This is a genomic window from Actinoplanes sp. NBC_00393 (assembly GCF_036053395.1).
GTDB lineage: Bacteria > Actinomycetota > Actinomycetes > Mycobacteriales > Micromonosporaceae > Actinoplanes.
The window spans coordinates 1,978,289-1,997,384 of sequence record NZ_CP107942.1; the positions used below are offsets into that span (position 1 = coordinate 1,978,289).

Here is a 19,096-nt window from a genome sequence, read left to right on the forward strand (position 1 = left end):
CAGGAGAACCTCGTGAGACCGCTCCGAGCAGCGGTCGCCGGTCTGGTCGCGGCAGGTCTGCTGGTGACAGCACCCGCCGCGCCGGCCCGGGCGGCCGACCCGAAACCCGTCAACCCGATCCTGGCGGACGGCTCCTACTACTCCGCCGACCCCGCGCCCCTGGTCGTCGGCGACCAGCTCTACATCTACACCGGCCACGACGAGGCCGGCCCGGCCGTCAACGACTTCGTCATGAACGAGTGGGGCGCCTTCCGGACCGGCAACGTCGCAGCAGGGGAGTGGACCCATTTCCCGTCGCTGATGCGCCCGGAAGCCGTCTTCGCCTGGGCCACCCCCGGCCGCGCCTACGCCGGGCAGGTCGTGGTCGGTCCGGACGGCCGCTACTACTGGTACGTCCCGGTCAGCGAACGTGACTCGCCGGCCGCCAACAAATTCGCCATCGGCGTCGCCGTCTCGGACAGCCCGACCGGCCCGTGGACCGACCACGTCGGCGGGCCGCTCATCTCGCAGCGCACCCCGACCGCCAACACCATCGAGAACATCGACCCGACGATCCTGGTCGAGGGTGAGCGGGTCTTCGTCTACTGGGGCACCTTCGGTCAGCTGCGGATGCTGGAGTTCCGGGCCGACATGAAGACTCCGGTCGGCACCCAGCAGACCGTCACCGGCCTGACCGGCTTCTTCGAGGCGTCCTGGCTGTTCCAGCGCAACGGCACCTACTACCTGGCGTACGCCGGGAACAACGCCGGACCCACCTCGGCCTGCACCCCGGCGAACTACCACGCGTGCATCGCCTACGCGACAGCGCCGTCGCCGACGGGGCCGTGGACGTATCGCGGCACGATCCTGGCCCCGGTCTCGTCGACCACCAGCCACCCGGGCATCGTCGAGTTCGACGGGCAGTGGTATCTCGCCTACCACACCGCGGACGCCGTCGGCGGCGGCCATTTCCGCAGGTCAGTCGCGATCGACAAGGTCGACTGGGACGACACGCAGACCCCGCCGCGGATCAGGCCGGTGGTGCCGACCCCGGCCAGGCAGGCCGACCGCACGCCCCGCGCGAACATCGCCCAGGCCGCCACGGTGACCGTCTCCAACGAGCCGGTGCCCACCCAGTACTGGGTGAAGGCGCTCAACGACGAGATCGTCCGGGCCAACCCGCTGCCGCCGGACATGTGGGGCACCTGGACCGGCAGCAACCCGCCACAGCAGTGGGTCCAGTACACCTGGGACCAGCCGATGCGGATCACCGGCTCACAGATCGAGTTCTGGAACGACCAGCCGCAGGGCACCGGCGTCGGCGTCGCCGCCCCGGCCACGTGGAGGATCCAGTACTGGAACGGGCAGTGGACGGACGTGCCGAACCCGAGCGGCTATCCCACCGGCACGCAGGGCTTCCAGGACACCAGCTTCGACCCGGTCACGACCACGCAGGTCCGGGCGGTGTTCGACGCGTCGACCAACGGCAGCACGTACTCGGCGGTCGCGGTCGAGGAGTGGAAGATCCTGGCCGCCCAGCCGTCCTCGGTGACCGCGCCGGCGATCACCGTCGAGGTGGGGGAGACCGCCCTGCCCGGCACGGTTCCGGTCGGTGACCTGCGCATCCCGGTCTACTGGGACCCGGTCACCGCCGAGGACGTGGCGCAGCCGGGCACGTTCACCGTCGAGGGCAGCGTCCTCGGCTACGCCGCCGGGAAGATCACCGCGACGGTCACGGTGATCTCGCCGGGCGACACCGAGGGCGACGAAACCCCACCCGAGGTGGTGCTCACTCCGAGCGGTTCGGCGGGCGCCGCCGGGTGGTTCCGGTCCTCGGTCCGGGTACGCGCGGACGCCGTCGACGACCGTGGCGGCCGGATGACGATCACCCTGAACGGGGAGACGACCTCACCGGTTCGCCACGCCGAGACCACGATCAGCGGAGACGGCCGGCACACCGTGACCGCCACCGCGACCGACCGGGCCGGCAACACCTCGGCGCCGGCCACCCTCGACGTCGACATCGCACCGACCAGCACCGCCACCGAGTCGGACCGGAAGGTGACCGTCACCGCCACCGACGCGACCTCCGGCGTCGACCGCATCGAGTACGCCATCGGCACCGGCGCCTGGACCGCCTACGCCGGACCGGTCAGCGCACCGGACGCGGCCAAGCACACGGTCAGCTACCGGGCCGTCGACAAGGCCGGCAACGCGTCGACCGCGAAGACGATCACCATCCCGGCCGACCTGTCCGGGCCGCTGACCGGCAACGTCGCGCCGATCGCGGTGCCGACCGCCTCGTACACCGCGGGCTGGAACAATGTCGCCGCCCTCAACGACGACGCGGACCCGGCGAGCCCGTCGCAGGCGCAGCTCTGGGGCACCTGGTCGGGGACCCGGCCGGCCAGCCAGTGGGTCCAGTACGACTGGGCCCGCCCGATCCGGCTCACCGGCGCCGAGCTGAAGTTCTGGCGCGACTCCGAGCCGGGCACCGGTGACGGGGTCGCGGCACCGGACAGCTGGAAACTCCAGCACTGGGACGGGACGGCCTGGCAGGACATCGCCGGGACGTACGGGACCAGCACCACCGCGTTCAACACGGTCACCTTCTCGCCGGTCACCACGTCGCGTCTGCGGGCCATGATCAGCGCGAACGGCAACGGGACGACCTACTCGGCGGTGGCGATCACCGAATGGCGGGTGTTCGCCGAGGAGAGCGCGACGCCGGTCACCGTCAGCGCCCAGCCGCGGTGCATCGCGGGGAAGGCGTATGTCGCGGTCACGGCCCGCAACGACGACGATCAGCCGCTCGAGATCGAGGTCGTTTCGGCGTACGGCAAACGGGTCTTCTCCGCGGTCGCGCCCGGCGCCCATGCCTATCAAGCCTTCGCCGTGCGGGCTTCCTCGGTGCCGTCAGGCGCCGTGACCGCCAACGGCGTCTCGGCTGCCTATCCCGCGCTCACCTGCTGATTCTCCCGCCCTCACCTGCTGAAAGGACCTTCTGTGAAGAGAAGAATCGCGGCCGTTGCGGCCGGATCGCTGCTCGCCGGGATCGCGGCCGTGCCCCCGGCCGCGCTCGCCGACCAGGGCGACGCCGAGGTCGAAGTCACCGTCGACATCGCCGAGATCGAGGAACCGGGAGTGCTCGCGCTGACCGTGGCGGGCAACGCGGTCAGCCTCGCCGAATCCGGCTCCGACCTGCTGATCCGCCAGTTCTCCGGCACCTTGCCGACCGTGACGGTCACCGACACCCGCACGGCGTCGCAGATCCCCGCGGGTTCCGGCTGGGCGGTGCTGGGCAGCTCCAGCGACTTCACCGGCACCGCCGGGCAGACCCCGATCAGCGCCTCACACCTCGGCTGGAAGCCGCGCCTGCTCGACGGCGGCGAAACCGGCCTGGTCGCCGAAGGCGAGGAGGTGGTGACCGTCCTCGACGAACCCACCCAGCCCGGCAACAACGTCGGCCTGGTCGACCAGGAGCTGCTGGTCTCCACCTACGACTCGGCGGCGGTGACCGGCGGCGCCTACACCGTGAACGCCGACCTCAACCTGCGCACCCCGGCCGACGTCGCGGCCGGCTCCTACCGCGCCACCCTGACCCTGTCCCTCTTCGAGTAACGCTCCGCCGGCGGGGGCCGGCGCCCCCGCCGGCCCCGCCCGTTGCCCGCCCCGCCGGCCTCGCTCCGTCCCTTGCCCGCCCCGCCGGCCTCGCTCCGTCCCTTGCCCGCCCCGCCGGCCTCGCTCCGTCCCTTGCCCGCCCCGCCGGCCTCGCTCCGTCCGTTGCCGGACCCGCCGGCCTCGCCTCGTCCGTTGCCGGACCCCCTCGGCCTCGCCCTCGTTGTCAGACCATGCCGCTGAAGTCGCTGAAGGAGCCTGCCATGCGCCGCCCGCTCGCTGTCCTCGCCGCGCTCCTCACCGCCGCCGCGCCGGCCGCGATCCCGGGCCCGGCCTCTGCCGCGCCCGCCGCGGTCACCTGGACGGTGCAGCCGGCCAGCGCCACCGCGCCCGACGGCCGGCGCTGGATGGAGCACACCCTCGACCCCGGCGCCCAGCTCACCGAACACCTCGCCGTCCGCAACCTCGGCGACACCACGGCGGTCTTCGCGCTCAGCGCCGCCGACGGCTACCTCACCGGCAAGGGCCGGTTCAACATGCTGCCGTCCGGCCAGAAGTCGGTCGACGGCGGCACCTGGATCGACGTCCAGGACACCGTCACCGTGGAACCCGGCCGAACCGCCGTGGTCCCGTTCACGATCACCGTGCCCGCCGACGCCGCCCCGGGCGATCATCCCGCCGGCATCGCCGCCTCGATCGCCGGCCGGCAGGGCACCGTGCAGGTGGAGAGCCGGGTCGGCTTCCGCGTCCTGCTCCGCGCCGCCGGCGCCATCACCCCCGCACTGGCGACCTCGAACGTTCTAGTCCAGCACGAGCGCTCCTGGAACCCGCTTCGCCCCGGCACCGTCCAGGTGAGCTACACGGTCGCCAACACTGGCAACGTCCGCCTCGACGTGACCGCCAGCGCCCGGACAGCCGGCCGCAGCGCCGATACTCCGATCGGCGAGCTCCTGCCCGGCGGCACCCGCGCCGTCGAGACCCGCATCGACGGCGTCTGGCCGCTGGGCCGCCTCCGCACCACCGTCGGCCTCGACTCCGCCGCCCCGCACTCACTCACCGTGACCACCTGGGCAATGCCGTGGCCGCAACTCCTGCTTGCCGCGGCGCTGATCGGCCTCTCGCTCGCGCTGCGCGCGATCAACTGCCACCGCCGCCGTCGCCTGGAATCCCTCCTCGCCCAGGCCCGCCTGGAAGGAGCGAAATCCGTCGCATCATGATTTGTCCTCCCGGCAGCGACGGCATGATCCGGGAACCACATTGACGGGCTCACTCGCGTCATCTGCTGGTTCCCCGGACGCCGCCACACCCGTTGCGGGCGTGGGTACACCCACAACGGATGTGGCGGTTTGCTGAAAGGGTCTCCCTGAAACGAAGCTTCCAGGCGAGCGGCCGGCGGCCGGCAACGCGGCGTCCGATCACCGCCAGACACGGGCGGGCGCTTCGGCGAGGCTTTCCGGCATGAACAGCACACTTGATGGCAAGGTCGCCCTGGTCACCGGCGGCAGCCGGGGGATCGGCGCGGCCGTGGCGCTGCGCCTGGCCCGGCAGGGAGCCGACGTCGCGATCACGTACCAGAGCAACCAGGACCGGGCCGAGGCGGTGGTCAAGGAGATCAGGGCCGGCGGCGGTTGGGCCACCTCGGTACGCGCGGACAGCGCCGACCCGTCCGCGGTGATCGCCGCCGTGAACCAGGTCGTCGCCGACCGCGGCCGCCTGGACATCCTGGTCAACAACGCCGGCGCGTTTCTACTGGGCGAGTTCGAGCAGCTCAGCCTGGACGAGTTCGAACAGACCGTCGCCGTCAACGTCCGGGCGCCGTTCGTCGCGTCCCAGGCCGCCGTCCCGCACATGCCCGCCGGGGGCCGGATCATCAACATCGGCAGCAACGTCGCCGAACGAGCCGTTTTTCCCGGTTTCGCGCTGTACTCGATGAGCAAGACCGCCCTGATCGGCCTGACCAAGGCGCTCGGCCGCGAGCTGGGCCCTCGCGCGATCACCGTGAACCTGGTCAACCCCGGCCCGACCGACACCGACATCAATCCAGCCGACGGCCCGAACGCGGCGACGATCAACGGTTTCACCGCGCTCGGCCACTACGCCGACCCGGCCGACATTGCGGCCACCGTCGCGTTCCTGGCCGGCCCGGAAGCCCGGTACGTGACGGGCGCAACTGTCAACGTCGACGGCGGCTTCACCATCTGAGCACGGGTCCTTCTAGGGTGATCAGATGAGCAATCGCCCGCTGACCCTGATGGCCGTGCACGCGCACCCCGACGACGAGGTGACCAGCAGCGGCGGCGCGCTGGCCCGGTATGCCGCCGAAGGCGTCACGACGATCGTGGTGACCTGCACGGACGGTCGCTGCGGCGACGGTCCGAACGGGGTCAAACCGGGCAAGCCGGGCCACGACCCGGAGGCGGTCGTGGCCATCCGCCGCCGCGAGTTGGAGGCCAGCTGCGCCGCGCTGAAGGTGACCCATCTGGAGCTGCTCGGCTACCACGACTCCGGGATGCTGGGCTGGCCGACCAACGACGACCCGCAGTCGTTCTGGGCCACCCCGGTAGCTGTCGCTGCCGAGCGTCTGGCCGGGCTGATCCGTCAGTACCGGCCGGACGTGCTGCTCACCTACGACACCAACGGCGGCTACGGCCACCCCGACCACATCCAGGTGCACCGGGTCACCATGGCCGCCGTCGACCTGCTCGACGACCCTCCGGCGAAGGTGTACTGGAGTGCCGTGCCCCGCTCGGCGATGGAGCAGGTCGGCGAGCGGATGCGGGAGATGGGTATCGGCCTGGACGGGCCGGACCCCGCCGACCAGCCACCGATGGGCTGGCCGGACGAGGAGATCACCTCGTGGATCGACGTGTCCGGGGTGCTCGACCAGAAGTACGACGCCCTCTCCGCGCACGCGAGTCAGGGTGACGGCGCGTTCTTCCTCAGCCTCGGCCGGGACATGTTCGCCTCGGTGATGGGCACAGAATGCTACGTCCGGGTCCGGGACACCACCGGCGCCCCGGAGCGGGAGGACGACCTGTTCGCCGGGTTGCGCTGATCGAAGTGGTCCCGGTGGTCCGCGGCCCACTCGCGGAAGCCGGTGGGCGGGCGCCCGAGCACGCGGGCGACATCGTCGGTCAGCACGGCGTTGTGCCCGGCGCGGGCCCACGCCACGCCGATCCGGATCGCCTCGGCCGCGGCCGGGGGCAGGCCGGCCGGTAGTTCGGTGACGTCGGTCGTGGTGACCGTGCGGCCCAGGACCTCCCCGAGGATGCGGGCCTGCTCGGGCACGCTCAGCAGCTCCGGGCCGGTCAGGGTGTACACGCGGCCGTGATGTGCGGGATCGGTCAGGGCCGCGACCGCCACGGCCGCGACGTCGCGCGGGTCGATCACACCCTGCCGGCCGTCGCCGGTGAGATTCAGCGCGAGGGAGTTCGAGGCAAACGACGACGGCCGCAGGATCGTCCACGCCAGACCACTGGTGCAGACGGCCTCCTCGGCGGCCACGTGCCAGGCTCCGACGACCTGCCCGCCGAACCGCTCACCGGTGCCGATCGCCGACAGCTTGACGATCGAGGCCACCCCGGCCGCCCTAGCCGCCGCCACCATGGCCAGGTCGTGATCGGCCGACGGCACCGGTGGTGCGGTGACCAGGAAGATCGCGTGCACCCCGGCGACGGCCGCTGCCAGGCTGCCGGGATCGTCGAAGTCCGCCTCGACGCCGAGCCCGGCCGGTACGCGGTGCGCCGCCCGGGTCATCGCGCGCACCGGGATGCCGCGTTCCCGCAGTAGTCGGACGACGTGGGAGCCGACCTGGCCACCGTCGCCGCCGAGGCCGGCTACTTCGACCAGTCGCACATGACCGCCGACTTCCGGCGGGTGACGGGCACACCGCCCCGCGCGTACGCGGACGGCCGCTGGCCCGCCGCCGAACAGTGCGCGGGCCGGGAACGCGATCGCGTTCCCGGCCCGGAAGGTGGCGCTGTCAGGACTTGAAAGCGTCCTTGATCTTCTCGCCGGCCTGCTTCAGGTTCGAGCTGGTCTGGTCGGCCTTACCCTCGGCCTCGAGCTTCTCGTCGTCGGTGGCCCGGCCCACGCCTTCCTTGACCTTGCCGCCGACCTCTTCAGCCTTGTTGTCGACCTTGTCGTCGAACGCCATCGAGCACCTCCACTGAGACGGGTGTACAACGACCGCATACCCGCAATAGGGGCTCAGTAAGCCGGCAACCACACCCGCATCGTGGACGGGCCGCGGCCCGCCCAGTCGTGGTAGGGCCGCAGGACCACCTCTGCCGACTTGACGCTCGCCTCCGGGCCGGGCGCCAGGTACGGCCACTCCTGGTCGACCGGGGACGTGATGCGGCACGACGCGACCACCCCGCCGCCCCCGTCGGCCGGTGGGACGGACGCGTCCAGGCGCAGCGTGTCGACCGGAACGTGCGGGGGCAGGTCGACCGACTCGACGCAGTAGACGACCGGTCCGCGTTCGACCGCGACACATCCGCGTACCGAATCAATCCGTGGATCCGCGGCAGTCAGCCGCGGCCGGACCGCCAGATCGAGCACCACGGTCTCGCCGGCGGTGAAGCGCCGCCGCAGGCGCGCCTGCCCAGGTGAGACGGCCATTCCGTCGAGAGTGGCGTTGCCCGCCCACTGCGGGATGCGCAGGGTGAGGGTCCATGGGGTGTCCGGAGTCTCGGTGATCCGCACGCTGATCCGGCCGCTCACCGGATAGTCGGTGTCGATCTCCAGGCCGATCTCGCGGCCGTCCGGCAGGCTGGTCCGAATCTCCGCGGCCGCGTACTGGTGCAGCTGCAGACCGTCGTCGTCGCTGGTGGCGAGGTAGCCGGCGAGGCTGGCGAAGGTGCGGGCCAGGTTGGTCGGGCAGCAGGACACCCCGAACCAGGGCGCGCGCAGCGTGGACGCCGCCCGGGGAACCAGCGTGCCGGCGGGCGGTTCGGTGCCGAGGACCCGCTGGTGCAGGGTGTTGGTGTAGAAAAACCGGGTGCCGTCGTCGGACGGCGCGGTGGCGATCACGTTGAACAGGGTGCGTTCGATCAGGTCGGCGTAGCGCGGGTCGCCGTGCGCGAGCAGCAGCCGCCAGGACAGCATGACCGAGCCGATGCCGGCGCAGGTCTCCGAGTACGCCCGGTCCGGCGGCAGCACGAAGTCCTCGCCGAACGCCTCGTCCTGGTGCCGCGAGCCCATGCCGCCGGTCAGATAGGTACGCCGGGCCACCGTGTTGCGCCACTGCCGGGTCACCGCGTTGAGCAGTTCCCCGTCGCCGGTCTCGATGGCCACGTCCACCGCGCCGGCCGCCAGGTATGTCGCCCGCACCGCGTGCCCGCGCAGCACCGAGGCGGCGCGGACCGGCATGTCGTCCTGGAAGTAGGCTCGGCCGAACTCGATGTCCGCGAGGGTCTGCCGGCCGCGCCGTTCCACGAACAGCCGGGCCTGTTCCAGGTAGCGGCGGTCGCCGGTGACCCGGTAGAGCTCGACCAGCGCGGGCTCGATCTCCGGGTGCCCGCAGACCGAGGCGATGCCGTCCGGTCCGAAGACGTCGCAGACGTGGTCGGCGGCCCGGATCGCCACCTCGACGAGGTCGTCGGTGCCGAACGTGCGGGCCCGCGCCACCGCCGCCTGGATCAGGTGGCCGTAGCAGTACAGTTCGTGCCCCCACTCCAGGTCGCTGTAGCGCGGCTGCTGCCCGGGCCGGCCGAAGTTGGTGTTGAGGTACCCGTCCGGCTGCTGGACCGCGGCCACCCGGCGCACGATCGCCCGGTAGCGTTCCTCCAGCTCAGGGTCGGGGGAGCGGCCGAGTTCCCAGGCCATCGCTTCGAGCAGCTTGTAGATCTCGCTGTCGGAGAACTCGCGGCCCCGGCGGTCCTGCGGCGCGGCCTCCAGGTTGCCGAGCCAGCCGGCCCGCTCCAGCCAGTGTTCGATGTGCGCGAGGGTGGCCGACCGGTTGACCTCCTGCCGGCGCTGCCAGAACCCGGGGCGCAGGGTGACCTCGGACAGGCCCAGCGGGCGCAGCCGGCCGTGGCTGGGTAGCGCCGGGGCGCCGGAGACGGTGGGCGGTGCTTCGTTGATCGTCACGTGTGGATCACCCTTTGAGTGCGCCGGACATGAATCCGCGGACGTAGTGCCGTTGCAGTGCGAGGAAGAGCAGGACGCAGGGGAGCGCGAGCACGACCACGCCGGCCTCGGTGGCGCCGTAGTCGACGATGCCCATCACCTGCTGGCGCATGTTGGCGACGGCGAGCGGGAGCGGCGCCTTGTCGGAGTCGCTGATCAGGACCAGCGGCGTGATGAAGTCGTTCCAGGCGGCCAGGAAGGCGAACAGGCCGACCGTGATCAGCCCGGGTTTGACGGCCGGTACCAGGATGTGCCGCAGGGCCCGGAACGATCCGCATCCGTCGATCAGGGCGGCCTCGCGCAGTTCGCCGGGCAGGGCCTCGAACGAGATGCGCATCATGAACACCGCGAACGGCAGCTGGAACATGGCCAGCACCAGCGCCAGGCCGACCAGCGAGTTCTGCAGGCCCAGCTGGTTGAGCAGCACGTAGAGCGGGATCAGCAGGGTGGCGTACGGGACCATCAGGATGGCGAGGGTGAGCAGGAACAGCGCGTTGCGGCCGGGGAACTTGAACATCGCGAACGCGTACCCGCCGAACACCGAGGCAAGCAGTGTGAACAGGACAGTCAGGACCGAGACGACGGTCGAGTTCAGCAGATACTGCACGATGCCGGCCTGGTAGTTCGCCAGGGTGCTGTAGTTGCCGAACCCCCAGCCGTCGGTCTGCGCGGTGCCGGCCTGCGGGCTGACCGAGGCGACCGCGGCCCAGAGCATCGGGGCCAGGAACAGCACGGCGAGCGCGCCGGTGAAGACGTAGAAGGGCATCCGGCGCATCAGGACTCCTTGTCGCGCAGGCCGCGGAACTGCAGGACGTTGACGACCAGCAGCGCGCCGAGCACCAGGATCGAGAGGGCAGCAGCGCGGCCGAGGTCGTTCTGGCCGCCGAAGGCCATGTTGTAGATCAGCTGGACGATGGTGACCGTGCTGTTGTCCGGCCCGCCCTTGGTCAGGATGTAGAACTGGTCGAACGCCAGCATCGAGCCGGTGACGCAGAGGATCGTGCACAGGGCGAGCGACGACTTGAGCAGCGGCAGCGTGACGTACCGGAAGGTCTGCCAGCGCCCGGCGCCGTCCAGGCGGGCCGCCTCGTAGACGTCACCGGTGATCCCCTGCAGGCCGACCAGCAGCAACAGCATGTAGAAGCCGGCGAACCGCCACACGATCAGCGCGACTGTGGACCAGAGTGCGGTGGTCGGCGTACCGAGGAACGAGTCGATGCCGAGGAAGCCGAGCGGGCTGCTCTGCGGCGAGTAGAGCGCGTAGAACAGCAGCGAGGCCGAGGCCAGCCCCAGCGCGCTGGGCACCAGGATCGACGTGCGCAGAAAGCCGGTCCACCGGTTCGACTCCTGCACCAGCAGGGCCAGCCCGAGCGCCAGGCCCAGCAGGATGACGGTGGTGACCACGGTGTACTTGACGGTGAACCCCACCGCCGGCCAGAACAGGCGGTCGTCGACGGCGTCGGTGAAGTTCTCCGGCGCGTTGAAGCCGCGGTTGCCGGCGAACAGTCCCCAGTCGGAGACCGACATCCGCCCGACCAGCACGATCGGCACGACGAAGAAGATCAGGACGAACAGTGCGGTCGGCGTGGCGTAGCCCCAGCCCGCGAGGGCCTGGCCGCGTCGGCGCGGCCTGCGCCGGGTCTCGCCGGGCGGCGCGGTCACGCCTTCCGGCGGCTTGGTGAGGGTCGATGCAGGTGCCATGGCTTGCGCTTCCTTCTTTTCCTTGTACGCCTACGCGGCGCCGGGCCGACTGATCCCGGCGCCGCGTCCGGTGCTACTGGCCGAGTACGCCGGTGACGGCGCTGTTGTCGCCGGCCAGAGCCCCCGCGTCCCCGTAGACCTGGTTGCGCAGCAGGGTCACCCAGGGGCTGCCCGGCGCGTTGAACGCCTGCTGGAAGTTGATCGCGAACGGCGTCTTGCTCTGCGGCGACGCCGCCACCTGGTTGACCGTGGCGACCCGCGGGTCCTTCTTCGAGAACTCGTTGTCGGCCAGGTCGGTCCGGGCCACCGTGCTGTTGTTCGCCGCGAGCACGTCGACCTGGGCGGCCTCGGAGGTCAGCCAGGACAGGAAGTTCCAGGCCTGCTGGTTCTTCTTGGAGTCCTTGGAGATGCCGATGCCGTCGCCGCCGATGAAGGTGGAGCCGCCACCGGCGCTCGTGCCCGGGATCGGCGCCACGCCCACGTCGACGGTCTTGGAAGCGGTCGGCAGCAGGGTGGCCGGGTACGGCATCACGCCGATCTTGCCCTCCTGGAACGCGGCGACCCAGGTGGCGCCGGTCTCGTCCTTCGAACCGGGCGCGATCGCTCCGCCCTCCTGCAGCTCACGCCAGGTGCTGTAGACCTTCTGCGCGGCCGGGCCGTCGAGCAACGACTTCGTGCCCTCCGGGTCCATCACGTCCTCGCCGCTGGCCCAGATCATCGGGAACCAGGTGAACACGTTGCAGCCACCGCAGTTGCCGCCGAAGTACGTGCCGTACGTGTCCTTCTTGTTGAGCTTCTGGATCGCCAGCGCGTGCTGCTTGAACTCGTCCAGCGTCGCCGGGCCCTTCTCCGGGTCGAGGCCGGCCTCCTTGTAGAGCGCCTTGTTCCAGAAGATCACCGACAGGTCGAGGACGAACGGCAGCACGAACTTCTGGTCCTCGTAGGTGCCGGCCGTGATGTGCCCCTGGTTGATCTTGTCGGCGTACGGCAGCAGCCCGATCTGCTCGGTCAGGTCACTGAACAGGCCGGCCTTCGTCCAGTTCGGCACGTAGACGATGTCGGCGGCGAACAGGTCGGGCAGGTTGCTGCTGCCGGCCGCCGCACCCACCTTCGCCACGTAGTCGTCGTTCGGGACGATGGTCAGCTTCACCTGGTTCTTGTGCGACTTGTTGTACGCGTCGACCAGCGCCTTGGCCTGCAGCTCCAGCGGTGCCCGGGTCCAGAGTGTCAGCTCCGAGCCGTCGTCGACCCCCTCGGCCGTGATCGCCCCCGACGAGCTGGAACCCTCGGCGTCGTCGGACCCGCACGCCGCCAGCGCGGCCACCAGGCCGAGCGCCGCCACGGCCGCGACCGCCCTGCGTATCCCTGATCTCACTATGCTCCTCCTGAACGTTTCGGTATGTTTCGGAGTTGCCGGTACGTGTACTAGGCTGGCGGACGTCAAGCCAGCGAGAATGAGCAGCTAAGAAGCGGTGGAACGCGACCGGCCGAAGTGGCCGGGCCGGTCGCCGAAAACGTTTTCAGAAACGTAATCGGGTGGAGATTTTCTTGTCAAGAGGTTCGACAGCCGGTGGCACATCGGCCGACAATCGTCCCGATCGGAGACAGGGCTTGGAGGACACGTTGGGCACGGCCACCAACCGCCCTGTCACGCTGCGCGACGTCGCCCGTCTGGCCGGCGTCTCGGTCGCCACCGCGTCGAAAGCGCTGAACGGTCAGCCGCAGGTCCGCGCCGAGACCCGGGCCCGGGTCATCCGCGCCGCCGAGCAGCTCGCCTTCTCACCCAACACGTTTGCCCAGAGCCTGATCACCCAGCGCAGCGGCACGGTCGGGCTGCTCACCTCCGACCTGGAGGGCCGCTTCTCCATCCCGATCCTGATGGGCGCCGAGGACGCGTTCGGCTCCGACCAGACGTCGGTCTTCCTCTGCGACGCCCGCGGCGACACCATCCGGGAGAAACACCACCTGCGGGCATTGCTCACCCGCCGCGTCGACGGCCTGATCGTGGTGGGCGCGCGCCCCGACACCCGGGCATCATTGGGCCGTGACCTGCCCGTCCCGGTCGTCTATGCGTACGCGCCGTCCGACGACCCGGCCGACCTCTCCCTGGTCACCGACAACGTCGGCGGCGGCCGCCTCGCCGTCGACCACCTGATCCGCTGCGGCCGCCGCCGGATCGCCCACATCACCGGCGACACCAGTTACGGCGCCGCCCACGACCGTGCCCGCGGCGCCCTGGACCGCCTCGCCGAGGAGGGCTTGGAGTTGGCCGGCGGCGAAGTCTGGTTCGGCATGTGGTCCGAGGCCTGGGGCCGCGGCGCCGCCCGCATGCTGCTGGACCGCTGCCCCGACGTCGACGCCGTCTTCGCCGGCTCCGACGAGATCGCCCGCGGTGTGCTCGACGTGCTCCACGAGGAACGCATCGACGTGCCGTCCCAGGTCGCCGTGATCGGCTTCGACAACTGGAACATCCTGGCCGCCAACGCCCGCCCCCCACTGACCACCATCGACCTCAACCTGGAACAGCTGGGCCGCACCGCCGCCCAGCGCCTCTCCGCGGCGATGGAGGGCCACCCCGCCTCCGGCACCGAAACCCTCCCGGTCCGCCTGATCACCCGCGAGTCCACGGCTCCCCTCAGCTGACCCCACCCGCAACTCCCGCCGGGACCCGCGCGGACTACCCGAAGCCGCCCCGCCAGCCGGTCGCCCCCTTGCTCAGCCGCGGTTGAGGACTGCTTGGGGTGGGTTGATGCGGTCCTGCTGGGCGGCTGGTGTTGGCGGGCCGCCGTTGAGGACTGCTTGGGGTGGGTTGATGCGGTCCTGCCGGGCGGCTGGCGTTGCTCAGCCGCCGTTGAGGACTGCTTGGGGTGGGTTGATGCGGTCCTGACGGGCGGCTGGTGTTGCTCAGCCGCCGTTCCGGACTGCCTCTGGCCGCGGGAAGCAGGTCTGCCGTGCGGCTGGGGCGGGCGCGGGGCCCGGCCCGGACTGGGCCCGGCCCGGACTGGAGCCGGCCCGGACTGGGGCCCGGCCCGGACTGGGGCCGGCCGGGACTGGGGCGCGAGGCGCAGCCGGGAGAGCAAACGGAACCAGCCTAACCTCCTAGGATGCTTTAGAGGGTGTGTTCGACGGCTCCGTAGCGGGCAGAACCGGCGTGAGTGACAAAAGCCCAGTACTGATCGCCATACGACCAATGCCACCACTGCGACGGATGCGGGACCATGCCGCTGCCTCGCAACGCAGCCGCGAGCAGCGCATGGCGACCCGGATCGAGGGCCTGGGGGAGCGCGGGAACAGCCCCGGACGGGGAGAGCACCGTCAGATCGACCGCCCCGCCGGTGAGATGCGGCGGCAGGTCTACCGGTCTCGGGTGCCGGCACCCCAGGCCTATCGAGGGCCTGGGGGAGCGCGGGAACAGCCCCGGACGGGGAGAGCACCGTCAGATCGACCGCCCCGCCGGTGAGATGCGGCGGCAGGTCTACCGGTCTCGGGTGCCGGCACCCCAGGCCTATCGAGGGCCTGGGGGAGCGCGGGAACAGCCCCGGACGGGGAGAGCACCGTCAGATCGACCGCGCCGCCGGTGAGATGCGGCGGCAGGTCTACCGGTCTCGGGTGCCGGCACCCCAGGCCTGCCGCCGCCTCCCGGTCTCGCGTGCGATACCCCGCCAGGACGAGCAGGCGCAGCTCCCGCGGAAGCAGACTCTGGGCTGTCACCAACCGGTCTACCACCCCCGACCGCAAGGAGACGCCCTCGGCCACGACCGAAAGCGGTGCCCCCGCTCCGAGGACGGCCAGCGGCTCGCCGCAGTCGCGGACCGGCACGGCCGCGAACCGTGGATCCGTCAGCGGCACAGCCATCTGCCCGACCTCCGTCACGTGAGACGGGGCAGAGCCTCGTGCAGGCCGCTATAGAGTTTCTGTAGCCGTTCTGTAGGACAGTTCGCTGACCTCGCGTGCTCCGTACGATCGGAAGGTCGCCAGAGCCTCGCGCCGCACTGCCTCGGCCGCCGCGCTCTGGCCGCGCGCTTCCCGGAGTTCCGCGATGTCGCGCTGGGTGCGCGCCGCGAACAGCGGCATCTCCAGTGAGCGGAAGAGGTCCAGGGCGCCGCGCAGGCAGGCGTCGGACTCGTCGAGGCGCCCGGCGCTGAGGTGCAGTTCGCCGAGGGTGCGCAGGGTCATCGCCTCGGCCCACCGGTCGCGGCCGGCGCGGTCGCTGATCAGCAGCGGTTCGAGCACGGCGAGCGCCTGGTCGAGCCGGCCCAGCCGGACGTGTGTCTTGGCCAGCGCGCGCAGGCTGAAGCCTTCGAGTTTGACGTCGCCGAGCTGCCGGAACATCTCGGTGGCCCGGCTGAGGACCTGTTCGGCGTCGTCGAGGCGGCCGGCCGCGCGATGCACCAGGCCGATGGTGCGCAGGGTGAGGGCGGTGCCGCGGACGCTGCCGGCGCGCCGGTAGGCCCGAAGCGCCCGTTCCAGGGACGTGTTGGCCTCGTCGATGGCGCCCTGTTCGAGGTAGACCGATCCGGCGATGCGGGCGCAGTGGCCGATCGCGCTGTCGTCGTCGAGGACGGTGAGGACGGTCATCGCCTGTTCCAGGAAGTGCCGGGCCTCCGGCAGGTAGCCCTGTTCGCGGCAGGCCAGGCCGAGCGCGGTCAGCATGGCGGCGGCGCCGCGCTGGTGGCCGAGGTCGCGGAAGAGGGCGAGGGCCTCGGACAGGTGGCGGCGGGCTTCCGGGTAGCGGTCCTGCTCGTACCGGAACTGGCCGAGCGCGGCGATCAGCACCGCCTCGCCGAGGCGGTTGCCCGCCCGGCGGGCGGCGCCCAGGGCCGCGTCATGGGCGCGCTGCCACAGCTCGATGACGTTGTTCAGGGGGTACGACGACGCGCACACCAGCGACGCCAGCCGGACCGCCGTGTCGTCGAGGTCGAGGGCGGCGGCCCGTTCGACGGCCAGGACCAGGGAGGTCTGTTCGACGTCGAGCCAGCCGCGCGGGTTGGTGCTGGTCTCCCCGTCGGCCTGGTCCTCGCGCGACGGCAGCCACAGCGGGATGCAGCCGGAGGTGACCCGGTCGGCGATGTGCCCACGCAGCCGGTCGAGGCGGGCCAGCCAGCCGTCCGCGACGCGGGTGGTCACGGCCACCTGGTCGGCCGGTGATTCGAGGAGTTCGGCCTGTTCACGGGCGTAGATGCGGACCAGGTCGTGCAGCCGGTAGCGGATCTGCCCGGCGTGGTCGACGTAGGTGTAGTCGACCAGGTGCGCGTCGACGAGCTGCTCGATGACGGTCTCGGCGTCCTCGACGCTGGTGTCGAGCAGGGCGGCGACGACCCAGCAGGGGAAGTCGGAGGGGCCGAGCTGGCCGAGGCGGCGCAGCACGGTCCGGGCGCGCGGGTCGAGGCCGGGCAGGCTCATCTCGATGGTGGCGCGGACCTGCTGGTCGCCGGCCCACAGTTCGTCGAGGCGGCGGCGTTCGTCGCCGAGGCGGCGGGCCAGCAGCTGCGCGGACCAGTGCCGGCGGGTGGCGAGGCGGGCGCCGGCGATGCGTACCGCCAGCGGCAGCCGCCCGCACGACGAGACGATCTCGGCAGCCGCGTCCGGGGACGAGGTCACCCGGTCGTCGCCGACCACGCGGGCCAGCAGGATGGTCGCCTCCTGCTGGCTGAGCATGTCGAGTTCCAGCAGCCGGGCGCTGGCCAGGCCGGGGAGCCGGTTGCGGGAGGTGATCAGCACGCCGCAGCGCGGGCTGCCCGGCAGCAGCGGCCGGACCTGCTGCTCGTTGGCGGCGTCGTCGAGCACGACCAGCACCCGGCGTTCGGCGAGCAGGCTGCGGTACTGGTTCATCCGCTCGTCCAGGCTGCTCTCAATGGCGCTCGGGTCGACGTCGAAGGCGCGCAGGAAGCGTCCCAGCACCTCGGCCGGCGAGGCCGGCGAGGCGGACATGCCGCGAAGATCGACATGCAGGACACCATCGGGGTACGCCGAGGCGACGCGATGCGCGACATGGACCGCGAGCGCCGACTTGCCGACCCCGCCGGGTCCCGCGATCACGCCGGCCGACGACTTCTCCAGCAGCTGGACGAGCTGCGCCGTCTCCGTCTCGCGGCCGGTGAAGTCGGCCGCGTCCGGTGGCAGCTGCGCGGGGACCGGTTTCGGCGCCGCCCCGGATTCGCCGCGCAGGATCGACTCGTGCAGGCGGGTCAGTTCCGGGCCGGGTTCGATGCCGAGCTCCTCGACGAGGACCTGCCGGCCCTGCCGGTAGACGGTCAGCGCGTCCGCGGTGCGGCCGGACCGGTGCAGCGCGGTCATCAGCTGCGCCCGTAGCGACTCGCGGGTGGGGTGCTGCCCGACCAGCACGGACAGTTCGGCGCAGAGCTGGTCGGCGCGGCCCAGGGCGAGGTCGGCGGCGATGCGTTCCTCGGTGATCGCGATCCGTTGCTCGTCCAGGCGGGCTGCTTCGGCGGTGAGCGCGTCGCTGCGTACCCCGCTCAGGGCTGGACCGTGCCAGAGCGCGGCCGCGGCACGCAGCGCTTCCGATGCCTCGGCGTGGCGTCCGTCGCGGGCGGCGGCGCGGCCGCGGGCCACGAGCGCGTCGAACCGGTTGCGGTCCAGGCTGTCCGGGTCGATGCGGGCCAGGTAGCCCGGCGGCCGGGTCTCGATCACTCCGGGTGGCAGGGCGCGGCGGAGAGCGGAGACGTACGTCTGCACGAGGGCCCGGGCCGTCGGCGGCGGATCGTCGTCCCAGATCACGTCGATCAGCCGGTCGGTCGACACCACCCGGCCGGCCGGGAGCAGCAGGGCGGCCAGCAGCGTCCGGATCTTGGTTCCGCCGAGCGGGACGGTGTCCGCGCCGGTACGCACCTCGACCGGCCCGAGCAGCCGGAACTCCACGTCCGCCGCCTCGCTCGCCCGGGACGGCCCGGTGTCCGCGGTCAGCGCCTCCTGGTAGGCGTCGCGCAGCTCACGGCCCGGATCGGTGCCGAGTTCCTCGGCGAGCAGGTGGCGGGTCTTGGCGTACCGGTCCAGGGCCTCGCTGGTGCGCCCGCAGTCGTGCAGCGCCCGGATCAGGGCCGCGGCGAGCGGCTCGACCAGCGGGTACTCCTCGCACAGGGTGTTCAGCGTCTCGACCGTGAGCCCCGCGGTCCCGGCGGCGTGGGCGGCCCGCGCCCAGGCCAGCGCCACCTCGATCCGGCGGCCGTGCCAGTGCCGGCGCAGCCGCTGCGCCCACGGCCCGGGCAGATCCGCCACCGGGCTGCCGCGCCACAGGTCGAGGGCCTCGGCCAGCGGCTCCGGCTCGGCTTTCGCAGCCAGGTCCTCGAAGCGCCGCAGGTCCACCAGGCCGGCCGGCACGTCGATCCGGTAGCCGCCGCCGGCCCGCTGCAGTTCCGCCGGTCCGTCGCTGAGCGCCCGGCGCAACGCGGAGACGTACGCCTGGACTGCGTGCCGCGCCTTCGCCGGCGGCCGGTCGCCCCACACCCGGTCGATCAGCTCGTCCATCGGCACCGGCCGCCCGGCGTCCACCAGGAGGGCCGCGAGCACAGCCCTCTGCCGCGGCTGCCCGATGTCCACCGGCCCTGCCGTGGTGCACGCCTCCACCGGTCCGAGCAGTCGGAACTCCACGCGTCGCGCCTCCCCTCCGCCCGCCACCATAAACGTCACTCGATACGCCCGCTTCAGC

The 19,096-nt window shown here is 71.7% G+C and carries 13 protein-coding genes; 6 read left to right on the forward strand and 7 right to left on the reverse strand.

Going from position 1 to position 19,096, the window contains the following annotated elements:
- The first annotated feature begins 12 nt into the window (after positions 1-12).
- The 5 genes from OHA21_RS09015 (at position 13) to OHA21_RS09035 (ending at position 6,652) form a co-directional block, all read left to right on the forward strand.
- The gene (locus tag OHA21_RS09015) at positions 13-2,952 is read left to right on the forward strand and encodes an OmpL47-type beta-barrel domain-containing protein (protein WP_328472122.1); all 2,940 of its coding nucleotides are present in this window, start codon (positions 13-15) and stop codon (positions 2,950-2,952) included.
- 33 nt (positions 2,953-2,985) lie between these two features.
- A complete protein-coding gene (locus OHA21_RS09020) occupies positions 2,986-3,600 on the forward strand; it encodes a hypothetical protein (RefSeq protein ID WP_328472124.1) in 615 nt (204 codons plus the stop codon).
- A gap of 260 nt (positions 3,601-3,860) precedes the next feature.
- Positions 3,861-4,814 (forward strand): COG1470 family protein, encoded by a 954-nt coding sequence (locus tag OHA21_RS09025; RefSeq protein ID WP_328472126.1) that lies wholly within the window; start codon positions 3,861-3,863, stop codon positions 4,812-4,814.
- Positions 4,815-5,055: 241 nt separating this feature from the next.
- Positions 5,056-5,799 carry an SDR family NAD(P)-dependent oxidoreductase gene (locus OHA21_RS09030; RefSeq protein ID WP_328472128.1) on the forward strand — a complete coding sequence of 248 codons (744 nt, stop codon included), beginning with the start codon at positions 5,056-5,058 and terminating at the stop codon, positions 5,797-5,799.
- A gap of 25 nt (positions 5,800-5,824) precedes the next feature.
- A complete protein-coding gene (locus OHA21_RS09035; RefSeq protein ID WP_328472130.1) occupies positions 5,825-6,652 on the forward strand; it encodes a PIG-L family deacetylase in 828 nt (275 codons plus the stop codon).
- Here the strand turns inward: OHA21_RS09035 and OHA21_RS09040 are convergent.
- From OHA21_RS09040 to OHA21_RS09065, 6 genes are all read right to left on the reverse strand, one after another.
- Positions 6,583-7,452: an NAD(P)H-binding protein gene (locus OHA21_RS09040; protein ID WP_328472132.1), complete on the reverse strand. Its 870-nt coding sequence runs from the start codon at positions 7,450-7,452 to the stop codon at positions 6,583-6,585. The two genes, OHA21_RS09035 and OHA21_RS09040, sit on opposite strands and share 70 nt — an antisense overlap.
- A 127-nt stretch (positions 7,453-7,579) precedes the next feature.
- Positions 7,580-7,753, reverse strand: a complete 174-nt coding sequence (locus OHA21_RS09045) for a CsbD family protein (RefSeq protein ID WP_328472134.1) — start codon at positions 7,751-7,753, stop codon at positions 7,580-7,582.
- Positions 7,754-7,806: 53 nt separating this feature from the next.
- The gene (locus OHA21_RS09050; RefSeq protein WP_328472136.1) at positions 7,807-9,690 is read right to left on the reverse strand and encodes a glycoside hydrolase family 127 protein; all 1,884 of its coding nucleotides are present in this window, start codon (positions 9,688-9,690) and stop codon (positions 7,807-7,809) included.
- Between the two features lie 7 nt (positions 9,691-9,697).
- Positions 9,698-10,504 (reverse strand): carbohydrate ABC transporter permease, encoded by an 807-nt coding sequence (locus OHA21_RS09055; protein ID WP_328472138.1) that lies wholly within the window; start codon positions 10,502-10,504, stop codon positions 9,698-9,700.
- Positions 10,504-11,430 (reverse strand): carbohydrate ABC transporter permease, encoded by a 927-nt coding sequence (locus tag OHA21_RS09060; RefSeq protein ID WP_328472140.1) that lies wholly within the window; start codon positions 11,428-11,430, stop codon positions 10,504-10,506. Before OHA21_RS09060 ends, OHA21_RS09055 begins: the two co-directional genes overlap by 1 nt.
- A 73-nt stretch (positions 11,431-11,503) precedes the next feature.
- Entirely contained in the window at positions 11,504-12,805 is a 1,302-nt protein-coding gene (locus tag OHA21_RS09065; protein WP_328472142.1) for an ABC transporter substrate-binding protein, read from the reverse strand.
- A gap of 236 nt (positions 12,806-13,041) precedes the next feature.
- Here OHA21_RS09065 and OHA21_RS09070 point away from each other — a divergent pair, with 236 nt between their 5' ends.
- Positions 13,042-14,073 (forward strand): LacI family DNA-binding transcriptional regulator, encoded by a 1,032-nt coding sequence (locus OHA21_RS09070; protein ID WP_328472144.1) that lies wholly within the window; start codon positions 13,042-13,044, stop codon positions 14,071-14,073.
- Positions 14,074-15,333: 1,260 nt separating this feature from the next.
- Here OHA21_RS09070 and OHA21_RS09075 read toward each other — a convergent pair.
- A complete protein-coding gene (locus OHA21_RS09075) occupies positions 15,334-19,038 on the reverse strand; it encodes an AfsR/SARP family transcriptional regulator (protein WP_328472146.1) in 3,705 nt (1,234 codons plus the stop codon).
- Positions 19,039-19,096 lie beyond the last annotated feature (58 nt).